The 13,355-nt window shown below is 58.6% G+C and carries 15 protein-coding genes; 1 reads left to right on the plus strand and 14 read right to left on the minus strand.

Going from position 1 to position 13,355, the window contains the following annotated elements:
• A partial coding sequence (locus ACF8FG_RS08805; protein WP_392518710.1) for an IS3 family transposase occupies positions 1-261 on the plus strand: 261 nt, incomplete at its 5' end.
• A gap of 102 nt (positions 262-363) precedes the next feature.
• Here the strand turns inward: ACF8FG_RS08805 and glmU are convergent.
• The 14 genes from glmU to mnmG form a co-directional block, all read right to left on the minus strand.
• Positions 364-1,731 carry a bifunctional UDP-N-acetylglucosamine diphosphorylase/glucosamine-1-phosphate N-acetyltransferase GlmU gene (gene glmU, locus ACF8FG_RS08810; protein WP_019436530.1) on the minus strand — a complete coding sequence of 456 codons (1,368 nt, stop codon included), beginning with the start codon at positions 1,729-1,731 and terminating at the stop codon, positions 364-366.
• A 118-nt stretch (positions 1,732-1,849) separates the two neighbouring features.
• A complete protein-coding gene (locus tag ACF8FG_RS08815) occupies positions 1,850-2,269 on the minus strand; it encodes a F0F1 ATP synthase subunit epsilon (RefSeq protein WP_016489909.1) in 420 nt (139 codons plus the stop codon).
• Between the two features lie 43 nt (positions 2,270-2,312).
• Positions 2,313-3,689 (minus strand): F0F1 ATP synthase subunit beta, encoded by a 1,377-nt coding sequence (atpD, locus tag ACF8FG_RS08820; RefSeq protein ID WP_003253197.1) that lies wholly within the window; start codon positions 3,687-3,689, stop codon positions 2,313-2,315.
• 27 nt (positions 3,690-3,716) lie between these two features.
• Complete coding sequence (gene atpG, locus ACF8FG_RS08825) at positions 3,717-4,577, minus strand: F0F1 ATP synthase subunit gamma (protein ID WP_003253195.1); 861 nt, start codon at positions 4,575-4,577, stop codon at positions 3,717-3,719.
• Positions 4,578-4,625: 48 nt separating this feature from the next.
• A complete protein-coding gene (atpA, locus tag ACF8FG_RS08830) occupies positions 4,626-6,170 on the minus strand; it encodes a F0F1 ATP synthase subunit alpha (RefSeq protein ID WP_010955887.1) in 1,545 nt (514 codons plus the stop codon).
• 21 nt (positions 6,171-6,191) lie between these two features.
• The gene (locus ACF8FG_RS08835) at positions 6,192-6,728 is read right to left on the minus strand and encodes a F0F1 ATP synthase subunit delta (RefSeq protein WP_003253191.1); all 537 of its coding nucleotides are present in this window, start codon (positions 6,726-6,728) and stop codon (positions 6,192-6,194) included.
• 12 nt (positions 6,729-6,740) lie between these two features.
• Entirely contained in the window at positions 6,741-7,211 is a 471-nt protein-coding gene (locus ACF8FG_RS08840; protein WP_010955888.1) for a F0F1 ATP synthase subunit B, read from the minus strand.
• 56 nt (positions 7,212-7,267) lie between these two features.
• Positions 7,268-7,525 (minus strand): F0F1 ATP synthase subunit C, encoded by a 258-nt coding sequence (gene atpE, locus ACF8FG_RS08845; RefSeq protein ID WP_003097235.1) that lies wholly within the window; start codon positions 7,523-7,525, stop codon positions 7,268-7,270.
• A gap of 144 nt (positions 7,526-7,669) precedes the next feature.
• Positions 7,670-8,539, minus strand: coding sequence for a F0F1 ATP synthase subunit A (gene atpB, locus ACF8FG_RS08850; RefSeq protein ID WP_010955889.1), 870 nt, complete (start codon positions 8,537-8,539; stop codon positions 7,670-7,672).
• Positions 8,540-8,555: 16 nt separating this feature from the next.
• Positions 8,556-8,963 (minus strand): F0F1 ATP synthase subunit I, encoded by a 408-nt coding sequence (locus ACF8FG_RS08855; protein WP_010955890.1) that lies wholly within the window; start codon positions 8,961-8,963, stop codon positions 8,556-8,558.
• Between the two features lie 149 nt (positions 8,964-9,112).
• A complete protein-coding gene (locus tag ACF8FG_RS08860; protein ID WP_003253185.1) occupies positions 9,113-9,985 on the minus strand; it encodes a ParB/RepB/Spo0J family partition protein in 873 nt (290 codons plus the stop codon).
• Between the two features lie 9 nt (positions 9,986-9,994).
• Positions 9,995-10,786 (minus strand): ParA family protein, encoded by a 792-nt coding sequence (locus tag ACF8FG_RS08865; protein ID WP_003253182.1) that lies wholly within the window; start codon positions 10,784-10,786, stop codon positions 9,995-9,997.
• Positions 10,787-10,804: 18 nt separating this feature from the next.
• Positions 10,805-11,455, minus strand: a complete 651-nt coding sequence (rsmG, locus tag ACF8FG_RS08870) for a 16S rRNA (guanine(527)-N(7))-methyltransferase RsmG (RefSeq protein WP_076402390.1) — start codon at positions 11,453-11,455, stop codon at positions 10,805-10,807.
• Complete coding sequence (gene mnmG / locus ACF8FG_RS08875; protein WP_014589199.1) at positions 11,452-13,344, minus strand: tRNA uridine-5-carboxymethylaminomethyl(34) synthesis enzyme MnmG; 1,893 nt, start codon at positions 13,342-13,344, stop codon at positions 11,452-11,454. Before mnmG ends, rsmG begins: the two co-directional genes overlap by 4 nt.
• Positions 13,345-13,355 lie beyond the last annotated feature (11 nt).

Here is a 13,355-nt window from a genome sequence, read left to right on the forward strand (position 1 = left end):
CAGGCGCAATACCGCCGTAAGCTAAGCGAATGCGGGGTAAAGCAGAGCATGTCTCGAAAAGGCAATTGCCTGGACAATGCGGCCATGGAAAGCTTCTTCGGCACGCTCAAATCTGAGTTTTTCTACCTGAAGTGTTTCGAGAGCATTGATGAGCTGAGAGCGGGTCTGGATGAGTACATTCACTACTACAACCATGATCGCATCAAGCTGAGACTCAATGGCCTGAGCCCTGTGGAATACAGGGCTCGGGCTGTAGCTTAGAACTGTCCAACTTTTGGGGGGCAGTCCAAGGCGCGGGAGCGCCAATAAAAAAGCCGACTTATTCACATAAGTCGGCTTTCGATCGAAACGCCTGTGAATAACTCAGCTCTTCTTGATCTTCTCAGGGCGCTTCCAACCCGAAATGTTGCGCTGGCGCGCACGGGCTACAGCCAGGTCACCCGCGTCTACAGCCTGGGTGATGGTCGAGCCAGCTGCGGTGGTAGCGCCGGCCTTGATTTCCACAGGCGCCACCAGCGAGTTGTTCGATCCAATGAACACGTCTTCACCCATCACGGTCTTGAACTTGTTGGCGCCATCGTAATTACAGGTGATGGTGCCGGCGCCGATATTGGTGCGCGCACCGATTTCGGCATCCCCCAGGTAGGTCAGGTGACCAGCCTTGGCCCCTTCACCCAGGTGGGCGTTTTTCAGTTCAACGAAGTTACCCACATGGGCCTTGGCGTCCAGTACGCTGCCCGGGCGCAGGCGGGCGAACGGGCCAGCATCGCTGCCTTCTCCCATCACGGCGCCTTCGAGGTGGCTGTTGGCCTTGACCACCGCGCCTTTGCGCAGGGTCGTGTTCTTGATCACGCAGTTAGGGCCGATCTGCACATCGTCTTCGATGACCACCTTGCCTTCGAGAATCACGTTGATGTCGATCAGCACGTCACGACCAACGCTTACTTCACCACGAACATCGAAGCGTGCCGGATCACGCAGGGTAACCCCCTGAGCCATCAGACGGCGGCCTTCACGCAACTGGTAGTGACGCTCCAGCTCGGAGAGCTGGCGGCGGTCGTTGGCGCCCTGCACTTCCATAGCGTCGTGTGGCTGTTCAGTTGCCACCACCAAGCCATCGGCCACTGCCATGGCGATTACGTCAGTCAGGTAGTACTCGCCCTGGGCGTTGTTGTTCGACAGGCGGCCCATCCAGTCGGCGAGGCGCGCGGCCGGCAGCGCCAGAATGCCGGTGTTGCCTTCGTTGATCGCTTTTTGCGCGTCGTTGGCGTCCTTGTGCTCAACGATGGCAGTTACCTTGCCCTGCTCGTCACGCACGATCCGGCCATAGCCGGTCGGATCATCGAGGGTGACTGTCAGCAGTCCCAGCTGCTGATCGTTGGCCTTCGCCAACAGACGCTGCAAGGTCTCCACTTCGATCAACGGCACGTCGCCGTACAACACCAGCACGGTGTCAGCGGTCAGCGCTGGCAGTGCCTGGGCAACAGCATGACCGGTACCCAGCTGTTTATCCTGCATGACGAAATTCAGGTCGTCAGCAGCCAGCCGCTCGCGGACCAGCTCGGCGCCATGGCCAATGACCACATGAATACCTTGCGGCTGAAGTTGGCGCGCGCTGTGGATAACATGGCCGAGCATGGAATTGCCAGCCACCGGGTGCAACACTTTGGGCAGCGCCGAGCGCATGCGGGTGCCTTGGCCGGCGGCGAGAATAACGATATCGAGTGACATTACTGGCTACCAATCCTGGGCGGTCAGTGAAAGACCGGGGGAGAAAACAGAAAAAGAAAAAGGGTAGCCGAGGCTACCCTTTTACTCAATCGCAACAGAAGTTATCAGCCGTAGCCGATTACTTGCCTTTGCGCATTTGCTGGACGGTACGCAGCTGGGCTGCGGCCTCGGCCAGACGTGCGGCGGCGGCACCGTAGTCGAAGTCCGCGCCTTTCAGATTCAGGGCGTTCTCGGCAGCCTTGAGGGCCTCCTGAGCCTGAGCTTCATCCAGGTCTGCAGCACGTTGCACGGTATCGGCAAGCACCTTGACCATGTTCGGCTGAACCTCGAGGAAACCACCAGAGATGTAGAACACCTCTTGTGCGCCACCCTGCTTGGTCAGCGTGATCGGACCAGGCTTGAGATTGGTGATCAGCGGCGCATGGCCTGGAGCGATACCAAGATCACCCAGGTTACCGTGCGCAACTACCATCTCGACCAGGCCGGAGAAGATCTCTCCTTCCGCGCTGACGATATCGCAATGGACTGTCATAGCCATCTGCTTGCCTCAACCTGATAGCGCCCCTTGCGGGGCGCAGGAATTACAGTTTCTTGGCTTTCTCGATCGCTTCGTCGATGCTGCCGACCATGTAGAACGCTTGTTCTGGCAGGTGGTCGTAGTCACCTTTGAGGATGCCGCTGAAGCCAGCGATGGTGTCTTTCAGGGAAACGTACTTACCTGGCGAACCGGTGAACACTTCTGCCACGAAGAACGGCTGCGACAGGAAGCGCTGGATCTTACGAGCGCGGGCTACCAGTTGCTTGTCGGCTTCGGACAGTTCGTCCATACCCAGGATCGCAATGATGTCCTTCAGCTCTTTATAGCGCTGCAGAACATACTGAACGCCACGAGCGGTCTCGTAGTGCTCGTTGCCGATCACGTTCGGGTCCAGCTGGCGCGAAGTCGAGTCCAGTGGGTCGACCGCTGGGTAGATACCCAGGGAGGCGATGTCACGGGACAGAACGACGGTGGCGTCCAAGTGGGCGAAGGTGGTCGCTGGCGACGGGTCGGTCAAGTCGTCCGCAGGTACGTATACGGCCTGTACGGAGGTGATCGAACCTTCCTTGGTGGAGGTGATGCGCTCTTGCAGAACGCCCATCTCTTCAGCCAGGGTCGGCTGGTAACCTACCGCCGAAGGCATACGGCCCAGCAGTGCGGATACTTCGGTACCGGCCAGGGTGTAACGATAGATGTTGTCGACGAACAGCAGAACGTCGTTACCTTCGTCACGGAACTTCTCGGCCATGGTCAGGCCGGTCAGCGCTACACGCAGACGGTTTCCTGGTGGCTCGTTCATCTGACCGTAGACCAGCGCTACCTTGTCGAGAACGTTGGAGTCCTTCATCTCGTGGTAGAAGTCGTTACCCTCACGAGTACGCTCACCCACACCAGCGAACACGGAGTAACCGCTGTGTTCCATGGCGATGTTACGGATCAGTTCCATCATGTTTACGGTCTTGCCGACACCGGCACCACCGAACAGACCAACTTTACCACCCTTGGCGAACGGGCAAACCAGGTCGATAACCTTGATGCCGGTTTCCAGCAGGTCGTTGCCGCCTGCCTGGTCAGCGAACGAAGGCGCTGGCTGGTGGATACCGCGACGCTCTTCTTCGCCGATCGGGCCGGCTTCGTCGATCGGGTTGCCCAGTACGTCCATGATACGGCCCAGGGTGGCCTTACCAACTGGAACGGAAATGGCAGCGCCGGTGTCGACGACATCCAGACCGCGCTTCAGGCCTTCGGTCGAGCCCATCGCAATGGTACGAACCACGCCGTCGCCCAGCTGCTGCTGAACTTCCAGGGTGGTTTCCGCGCCTTGTACTTTAAGCGCGTTGTATACACTCGGCACGACGTCACGTGGGAATTCCACGTCGATGACGGCGCCGATGATTTGAACGATACGTCCGCTACTCATAGCTGGATCCTCTGAATATGTGAACCGTTAAACCGCGGCAGCGCCGCCGACGATTTCCGAGATCTCCTGGGTGATCGCAGCCTGACGCGCCTTGTTGTAGATCAACTGAAGCTCTTTGATCAAATCACCGGCGTTGTCTGTGGCGTTCTTCATGGCGATCATCCGGGCCGCTTGTTCAGCAGCGTTGTTCTCGACCACCGCCTGGTATACCTGCGACTCCACGTAACGCACCATCAAGCCGTCCAGCAGCTCTTTTGCGTCGGGTTCGTACAGGTAGTCCCAGTGATGCTTGAGATCCTGATCCGGGGTTGCCACCAACGGTACCAATTGCTCGACCGTCGGCTTCTGGGTCATGGTATTGATGAACTTGTTCGAAACCACCGAGAGGCGATCGATACGGCCGTCCAGGTAGGCGTCCAGCATCACTTTGACGGAGCCGATCAGATCGTTGATCGATGGCTCTTCGCCCAAGTGGCTGATCGCTGCTACGACGTTGCCGCCAAAGATGCGGAAGAAAGTCGCACCCTTGCTGCCGATCACGCACAGGTCGATTTCCACGCCCTGTTCGCGGTTTGCGCTCATGTCCTTGACCAGGGCCTTGAACAGGTTGGTGTTCAAGCCACCGCACAGACCACGGTCACTGCTCACCACGATATAACCGGCGCGCTTTACAGGGCGCTCGATCATGAACGGGTGGCGGTATTCCGGGTTGGCGTTGGCCAGATGACCGATCACCTGGCGGATACGTTCCGCGTAAGGACGGCTAGCAGCCATGCGCATTTGTGCCTTGCGCATCTTGCTGACCGCCACTTTCTCCATGGCGCTGGTAATTTTTTGCGTGCTTTTGATGCTCGCAATCTTACTGCGAATCTCTTTTGCGCCTGCCATGTATCACCTATCAGGTTAGCAAGCGGGGGCCTGAGCCCCCGCTGCGGCTTACCAGGTCTGGGTGGCCTTGAACTTCTCGATACCGGCTTTCAGGCCTGCGTCGATTTCGTCGTTGAAGTCACCCTTCACGTTGATCTTCGCCATCAGTTCAGCGTGATCACGGTTGAAGAAGGCGATCAGAGCTTGCTCGAAGCTGCCGATCTTGGAGACTTCTACGTCGATCAGGAAGCCACGCTCAGCGGCGTACAGCGACAGAGCCATGTCCGCGATGGACATCGGCGCGTACTGCTTCTGCTTCATCAGCTCGGTAACGCGCTGACCATGCTCCAGCTGCTTGCGGGTCGCTTCGTCCAGATCGGACGCGAACTGGGCGAATGCAGCCAGTTCACGGTACTGAGCCAGAGCGGTACGAATACCACCGGACAGCTTCTTGATGATCTTGGTCTGAGCGGCACCACCTACGCGGGATACCGAAACACCGGCGTTCACTGCAGGGCGGATGCCCGAGTTGAACATGGCCGATTCCAGGAAGATCTGACCGTCGGTGATGGAAATCACGTTGGTCGGAACGAACGCAGAAACGTCGCCAGCCTGGGTTTCGATGATCGGCAGAGCGGTCAGGGAACCAGTTTTGCCAGTAACAGCACCGTTGGTGAACTTCTCGACGTACTCTTCCGAAACGCGCGATGCACGCTCCAGCAGACGGGAGTGGAGATAGAACACGTCGCCTGGGTATGCTTCGCGTCCTGGTGGACGGCGCAGCAGCAGGGAGATCTGGCGGTAGGCAACGGCCTGCTTGGACAGGTCATCGTAAACGATCAGTGCGTCTTCACCGCGGTCGCGGAAGAACTCGCCCATGGTGCAACCGGCGTATGGCGCCAGGAATTGCAGTGCGGCGGATTCCGAAGCACTGGCAACAACCACGATGGTGTTGGCCAGGGCGCCGGTTTCTTCCAGCTTGCGAACGATGTTGGCAACGGTGGAACGCTTCTGGCCGACTGCAACATAAACACAGAAAATACCGGAGTCTTTCTGGTTGATGATGGCGTCGATGGCCATGGCGGTCTTGCCGATCTGACGGTCGCCAATGATCAGCTCACGCTGGCCACGGCCGACAGGGATCATGGCGTCGACGGATTTGTAACCAGTCTGTACAGGCTGGTCTACCGACTTACGCCAGATCACGCCTGGAGCCACTTTCTCGACTGCGTCGGTCTGGGTGTTACCCAGAGGACCTTTGCCGTCGATCGGGTTACCCAGTGCGTCAACGACGCGACCCAGCAGTTCCTTACCAACCGGAACTTCCAGAATGCGGCCGGTGCACTTGGCGCTCATGCCTTCGGCGAGGGTGTCATAGGCACCCAGGATCACTGCACCTACGGAGTCTTGCTCCAGGTTCAGGGCCATGCCGTATACGCTGCCAGGGAACTCGATCATTTCGCCGTACATGACGTCGGCCAGACCGTGGATCCGCACGATACCGTCGGATACCGAAACGACGGTACCTTCGTTACGGGCTTGGGAGCTCACATCGAGGTTATCGATGCGGCCCTTGATGATTTCACTAATTTCGGAAGGATTGAGTTGCTGCATTGCTCTGCTGCCCCTTCAAACTCAAGATTTCAATGCTTCGGCCAGTTTCGCGATTTTGCCGCGAACAGAGCCATCGATTACCAGGTCACCGGCGCGGATGACGACGCCGCCAATCAGGCTGGCATCCTCCGACGCGTGCAGGCGCACTTCCTGGCCTAACCGTGCACTGAGAACCTTGGCGAGTTTGTCTTGCTGTTCTTGGTTCAACGCGAAGGCACTGGTGACTTCCACGTCCACGGATTTCTCTTGCTCGGCCTTGTACAGGTCGAACAGGGCGGCAATCTCCGGCAGAAGCAGGAGACGGTCGTTTTCCGCGGCAACATGAATGAAATTCTGTGCCTGTGCATTGAACTTGTCACCGCACACGTCAATGAACGTGGCGGCCTTTTCTGCGCTCGTCAGTCGCGGGGCCTTGAGCAGGCGCTGCATGGTGTCGTCTTGCGACACCGCAGCAGCCAGGCCGAGCATGGCTGACCAATTGGCCAGTTGCTGATGGGCCTGGGCATGCTCAAAGGCAGCCTTAGCGTAAGGTCGGGCCAACGTGGTCAGTTCTGCCATGATCGCCCTCGCTTAAATTTCAGCGGCCAGTTTGTTAACCAGCTCCGCATGCGCGTTTTGATCGATTGTGGCGCCAAGGATCTTTTCAGCACCACCAACGGCCAGAGCACCCACTTGGGCACGCAGGGCGTCTTTAGCGCTGTTCAGTTCCTGTTCGATCTCGGCCAGAGCCTGAGCCTTCACACGGTCAGCTTCGACGCGAGCCTGTTCACGGGCTTCGTCGACAAGCTGAGCAGCGCGTTTCTTGCTTTGCTCGATGATTTCGGCTGCCTGTGCTTTAGCTTCACGCAGTTGCTGACCCGCTTTCTCTTGGGCCAGCTCCAGGTCGCGAGCTGCGCGGTTGGCAGCGTCCAAGCCGTCGGCAATCTTCTTTTGGCGCTCTTGCAGGGCAGTGATGACCGGAGGCCATACATACTTCATGCAGAAGAGTACAAAAATCAGGAAAGCAACGGATTGGCCAATCAGGGTTGCATTAATGTTCACGCCAACACCTCGCTCGGTCTTAATTCATACAGCCATCAACTCGTGGTGACGAGTGATTAGCCGGCGATCTGACCAACGAACGGATTCGCGAAGGTGAAGAACAGAGCGATACCAACACCGATCATGGTTACGGCGTCGAGCAGACCGGCAACGATGAACATTTTGACCTGCAGCATCGGAACCATTTCTGGCTGACGAGCAGCGCCTTCCAGGAATTTGCCACCCAGCAGGCCGAAACCAATGGCGGTACCCAGAGCACCCAGGCCGATCAGCAGAGCAACAGCGATAGCGGTCAGACCAACTACAGTTTCCATCTTTCCTCCCGACTTTTACGTCGTATTGGTTAGGTTTTTAGTTTGAAGCGGTAAAACAAATCGTTTGGTACAGCATGCCCTTGCGGACTTTTTAAGCCCTCCCCCCATACAGGCAGGGAAGGCTATCAGACACGCCAGGCGGTCTTAATGGTTATCTTCGTGAGCCATCGACAGGTAGACGATGGTCAGCATCATGAAGATGAAAGCTTGCAGGGTGATGATCAGGATGTGGAACACAGCCCACGCCCATTGCAGCACCACACCCAGACCGCTGAGCCACAGCAGGCCGGAGCCGAACATTACAGCGATCAGGATGAACACCAGCTCGCCAGCATACATGTTGCCGAACAGACGCAGTGCCAGCGAGATCGGCTTGGCGATCAGGGTGACGAATTCCAGCAGGAAGTTGACTGGAATCAGCAGGATTTGCACGAAGATATTCTTGCTGCCAAACGGGTGCAGGGTCAGCTCACCGATGAAGCCGCCCAGTCCCTTGACCTTGATGCTGTAGAAGATGATCAGGGCGAAGACGCAGAAGGCCATGGCCAGGGTCGCGTTCGGGTCGGTGGTCGACACGGCGCGGAACGGAATGTGCGGGTCACCGGAAATCAGGATGGCCAGCTGAGGAATCCAGTCGACCGGTATCAGGTCGACGGCGTTCATCAGGAATACCCAGACGAAAATGGTCAGCGCCAGTGGAGCGATTACCGGGCTACGGCCGTGGAAGGAGTCCTTCACGCTGCCGTTGACGAAGTCGACCATCACCTCAACGAAGTTCTGCAGACCGCCAGGTTGGCCGGAAGTCGCCTTCTTGGCCGCCATGCGGAAGATCAACAGGAAGATCAGACCCAGCGCGACGGACCAACCCAGGGTGTCCAGGTGGAACGCCCAGAAGCCCATTGCCTTGGCTTCTGCAGCCGAATGGGCGAAGCCCCAGCTGCCGTCTGGTAGTTGACCGTAGGTCAGGTTCTGCAAGTGGTGCTGGATATAGCCCGAAGCGGTTTCTGCTGCCATGGTTGCCTCAAACGCCCTAAGGTCTCGAAAGTCTTTTATTCATCAGCAGGGGCGCGAACCAGCTGACCAAAAGGGTCAACACGAAGACGCCGAATACTGCTAGCGGCGCCAGTGGCTTCACTCCTGCAAAGGTCAGTGCAAAAAGCACTGCCGTCAAAATCATCTTGCCTGCCTCGCCAGCGTAAAACGACTTGACGATAGCTTGTGCCGCCCGAGCCCCGCTGAAGCGAAAAGCCTTCCAGGCGAAATACACATTGGGCAGCCAGGCAATCAAACCTCCGCAAAGGCCTGAATATCCACTGACCGACCCTTTCCACTGCCACAACACCAAGGTTGCCAGCAGCAGTACGACAAATTGAGCCAGCAGTACCGGAAAAACCGCCCAGCGATGGAAAGGCAGGCGGTTTGGCGTGCGTATTTCCATCACAACTGCTCCTCGGAAGTCGACCAACAAGTCAGCTATGACTTGGCATAATTTGTGCCGACAAAATGCGCGCAGAGTATAGGGGTGGATTAACCCCTATTCAACTCTTCGGTAGTGATTTCCGACTTCGCGCTACAACAGGAATTGTTTCAGCGGATGTGAGCGAGCACGCCTTGCAACTCGTCAAGCGAGTTGTAGCGAATAACCAACTGGCCTTTGCCCTTGTTGCCATGACGGATCTGCACAGCCGAGCCCAGGCGCTCTGCGAGCCGCTGTTCAAGGCGTGCGATATCCGGATCAGGTTTGCTCGGTTCGACCGGATCAGGCTTGTCGCTGAGCCACTGACGGACCAGTGCCTCGGTTTGGCGCACGGTGAGGCCACGTGCGACAACATGACGCGCCCCCTCCTCCTGACGATTTTCATCCAGGCCGAGCAATGCACGGGCGTGCCCCATCTCCAGATCACCGTGGGCGAGCATGGTCTTGATCGCATCGGGCAAGGTAATGAGGCGCAACAGGTTGGCCACAGTCACCCGCGACTTACCCACAGCGTCAGCCACCTGCTGCTGGGTGAGCTCGAATTCCTGTTGCAGGCGCTGCAGGGCCATGGCCTCTTCCAGTGGGTTGAGGTCTTCGCGCTGGATGTTCTCGATCAATGCCATGGCGATGGCGGCTTCGTCGGGCACTTCGCGGACCATGGCCGGGATCGTGTCCAGGCCGGCCTGCTGGGTAGCGCGCCAACGGCGCTCACCGGCGATGATCTCGTATCGGTTGTCGCCAATCGGGCGTACTACGATCGGTTGCATCACACCATGGTTGCGAATCGAGTGCGCAAGCTCTTCCAGCGCCTCCGGGTCCATGTCTCGGCGAGGCTGATACTTGCCGCGCTGGACCAGCTCGACCGGCAGGTGTTGCAGTTCTTTCTGGTCGATCTTTACAGCCTGCTCTTCGAGCGCGCTGACGGAAGGACCACTGAGCAGTGCATCCAACCCACGTCCGAGACCCCGTTTCTTGACGGCCATACGGATTCCTTAAGTTGTTTGTGCAGTGCGTGATGGACGGCGTTGACGGCGTACCAGTTCCCCAGCCAGGGCCAGGTACGCCAGTGCGCCCCGCGATTGCTTGTCGTAAGCAAGGGCTGGCATGCCGAAGCTGGGGGCCTCGGCCAAGCGAATGTTGCGCGGAATGACCGTGTCGTACAGCTGAGGGCCAAAGTGCTCCTTCAACTGCGCCGAAACATCGTTGTTCAGGCTCAGGCGCGGATCGTACATGGTCCGCAGCAGGCCCTCGATCTTCAACTCAGGGTTCAACCGCGCGGCGATACGCTTGATGTTATCCACAAGGTCGCTGAGACCTTCCAGTGCGTAGTACTCACACTGCATGGGGATAATCACGCCATCGGAAGCGACCAGAGCATTCAGCGTGAGCATCGACAGCGACGGCGGGCAGTCGATGAGGATGTAGTCGTAGTTATCGCGAATAGGCGCCAGGGCGTTGCGCAGACGGCTCTCCTTGACCTGCATTTCCAGCAGCACCACCTCAGCGGCGGTCAGGTCACGGTTGGCAGGCAGCAACTGGAAGCCTCCGTGCTCGGAATAGTGCATAGCCTGGGCCAAATCGCACTCCCCGATCAGCAGGTCGTAGACCGAATGCTCGAGCTCGTGTTTGTCCACACCGCTGCCCATGGTGGCGTTGCCCTGCGGATCGAGGTCGATCAGCAGGACACGACGCTTGGTCGCAGCCAGCGAGGCGGCGAGATTGATACAGGTGGTTGTCTTGCCCACACCACCTTTCTGGTTCGCGATTGCGAATACCTTAGCCATTGTTGCGAGTGTTCCCAGTCATGCCTTGCGGCGCAGTATCAGCAGATGGCGCTGGCCCTGGCAACCCGGAACGGTCAGGGCCTGTTCGCTTTCCACTGTGAAGTCTGCGGGCAATGCTACCAGTTCATCGGCAGGATGCAGCCCCTTCATTGCAAGCCATTGCGTCCCGGTGTCGCCCAAGTGGCGGGTCCAGTTGGTGAAGTTCTCCATGCTGCTGAAGGCGCGGGAGATGATTCCGTCGAACGGTTGTGCCGGCTGGAAGGCCTCGACCCGGCTGTGGATAACCGTGAGGTTGTCCAGCCTGAGTTCCATTTTCACCTGTGTCAGGAAACGGGTTTTCTTGCCATTGGCGTCCAGCACGGTGACGCGCTTGTGTGGATGCAGAATAGCCAGCGGGATGCCGGGCATGCCACCGCCGCTGCCAACATCCAGCCAGTTATCACGGCCGTTGTGGATAAAAGACATGACGCTAAGGCTGTCGAGCAGGTGACGAGAAACCATCTCGTCCGGGTCGCGCACAGCAGTCAGGTTGTAGGCTTTGTTCCATTTGATCAACAGAGCCAGGTAGCCAAGCAGCTTCTCGTGCTGCTCGGCAGTCAGCTCGACACCAAGCTGGCGCGCACCTGTGGACAACTCTTCAGCGTGTTGAGGGGTGACCAGGGAACTCAAGCGCTTTGCTCCAATTCGCGGCCAGCGCCGCGTTTTTTCAAGTGAATCAGCAACAGGGAAATCGCCGCCGGGGTCACACCCGGGATACGTGAAGCCTGGCCCAGCGTCTCTGGACGGGTCTGGCTCAGCTTGCCCTGTATCTCCTTGGACAGGCCGGAAATCGTCGTGTAGTCGATATCCACAGGCAGGCGTGTGTCTTCGCTGGCGCGCAGTCGGGCAATTTCATCCTGCTGGCGGTCGATGTAGCCGGCGTACTTGGTGCGGATCTCGACCTGCTCGGCAACCTGTGGATCGATCGCTTCACCGCCAGTCGCTTCGATCAGGCCGGCGTAGTCGATTTCGGGGCGCGCCAGCAGGTTGAGCAGGCTGTACTCGTGGCTCAGCGGAGTGCCGAATTTATCCACAATGGCCTGGCCTTGCTCGGTATTCGGCCGAACCCAGGTCGATTTCAGGCGCTGTTCCTCACGCTCGATACCGTCGCGCTTGGCGCAGAACGCGGCCCAGCGCTGGTCATCGATCAGGCCCAGTTCACGGCCCTTTTCGGTCAGTCGCAGGTCGGCGTTGTCTTCGCGCAGTATCAGCCGGTACTCGGCACGCGAGGTAAACATGCGGTACGGCTCCTGGGTACCCAAGGTAATCAGGTCGTCCACAAGTACGCCGATGTATGCCTCGTCGCGGCGCGGGCACCAGCTGTCACGGCCCTGCGCCCGCAGTGCGGCGTTAGTCCCGGCCAGCAGGCCCTGGGCGCCGGCTTCTTCGTACCCGGTGGTGCCGTTGATCTGCCCGGCGAAAAACAGGCCGCCGATGACTTTCGTCTCGAGGCTGTACTTGAGGTCGCGGGGATCGAAGTAGTCGTACTCGATGGCGTAGCCGGGGCGCACGATGTGGGCGTTTTCCATGCCACGGATGGAACGCACGAGCTCCAACTGCACGTCGAACGGCAGCGAAGTGGAAATACCGTTGGGGTACAACTCATGGGTGTTCAAGCCTTCCGGCTCGATGAACACCTGGTGGCTTTCCTTGTCGGCGAAGCGGTGGATCTTGTCTTCGATCGACGGACAGTAACGCGGACCGACACCTTCGATCACACCCGAGTACATCGGTGAACGGTCGAGGTTCGACGCAATGATCTCGTGGGTGCGCGCATTGGTGTGGGTAATCCAGCAGCTCACCTGACGCGGGTGCATTTCGGCATTGCCCATGAACGACATCACCGGGATCGGCGTATCGCCTGGCTGTTCGGTCATTACCGAGAAGTCCACCGAGCGGCCGTCAATGCGTGGCGGGGTACCGGTTTTCAGGCGGCCGACGCGCAGCGGCAGTTCACGCATGCGGTGGGCCAGGGCAATCGAAGGTGGATCACCGGCGCGACCACCGGAATGGTTTTGCAGACCAATGTGGATAAGGCCGCCGAGGAAGGTACCGGTAGTCAGCACCACCGATTCGGCAAAGAAACGCAGGCCCATCTGGGTCACCACGCCTTTGACCTGGTCCTGCTCGACGATCAGGTCGTCGCAGGACTGCTGGAATATCCACAGGTTTGGCTGGTTTTCCAGGATTTCACGTACCACTGCCTTGTAGATGGCGCGGTCGGCTTGTGCACGGGTGGCACGTACGGCCGGGCCCTTGCGGTTGTTCAGAACGCGGAACTGGATGCCGCTCTTGTCGGTGGCCAGCGCCATGGCGCCGCCGAGCGCATCGATCTCTTTGACCAGATGGCTTTTGCCAATACCGCCGATGGCGGGGTTGCAGCTCATGTGACCGAGGGTTTCCACGTTATGGGTCAGCAGCAGGGTCTTCACACCCATGCGTGCAGACGCAAGCGCAGCCTCGGTACCGGCATGGCCGCCGCCGATGACGATCACGTCAAAACGGGAAGGGAAATCCACCACGCACCTCG

Origin of the sequence: Pseudomonas sp. YQ_6, from assembly GCF_043103245.1 — a bacterium.
In the GTDB taxonomy this organism is placed as follows: Bacteria; Pseudomonadota; Gammaproteobacteria; order Pseudomonadales; family Pseudomonadaceae; genus Aquipseudomonas; species Aquipseudomonas alloputida.

Excerpts from the sequence above, each read along its gene's own strand:
- atpE (WP_003097235.1), bottom strand. The coding sequence starts at position 7,525 with ATGGAAACTGTAGTTGGTCTGACCGCTATCGCTGTTGCTCTGCTGATC.
- ACF8FG_RS08815 (WP_016489909.1), bottom strand. The coding sequence starts at position 2,269 with ATGGCTATGACAGTCCATTGCGATATCGTCAGCGCGGAAGGAGAGATC.
- atpA (WP_010955887.1), bottom strand. The coding sequence starts at position 6,170 with ATGCAGCAACTCAATCCTTCCGAAATTAGTGAAATCATCAAGGGCCGC.
- ACF8FG_RS08860 (WP_003253185.1), bottom strand. The coding sequence starts at position 9,985 with ATGGCCGTCAAGAAACGGGGTCTCGGACGTGGGTTGGATGCACTGCTC.
- atpD (WP_003253197.1), bottom strand. The coding sequence starts at position 3,689 with ATGAGTAGCGGACGTATCGTTCAAATCATCGGCGCCGTCATCGACGTG.
- ACF8FG_RS08855 (WP_010955890.1), bottom strand. The coding sequence starts at position 8,963 with ATGGAAATACGCACGCCAAACCGCCTGCCTTTCCATCGCTGGGCGGTT.
- atpG (WP_003253195.1), bottom strand. The coding sequence starts at position 4,577 with ATGGCAGGCGCAAAAGAGATTCGCAGTAAGATTGCGAGCATCAAAAGC.
- ACF8FG_RS08835 (WP_003253191.1), bottom strand. The coding sequence starts at position 6,728 with ATGGCAGAACTGACCACGTTGGCCCGACCTTACGCTAAGGCTGCCTTT.
- glmU (WP_019436530.1), bottom strand. The coding sequence starts at position 1,731 with ATGTCACTCGATATCGTTATTCTCGCCGCCGGCCAAGGCACCCGCATG.
- ACF8FG_RS08865 (WP_003253182.1), bottom strand. The coding sequence starts at position 10,786 with ATGGCTAAGGTATTCGCAATCGCGAACCAGAAAGGTGGTGTGGGCAAG.
- atpB (WP_010955889.1), bottom strand. The coding sequence starts at position 8,539 with ATGGCAGCAGAAACCGCTTCGGGCTATATCCAGCACCACTTGCAGAAC.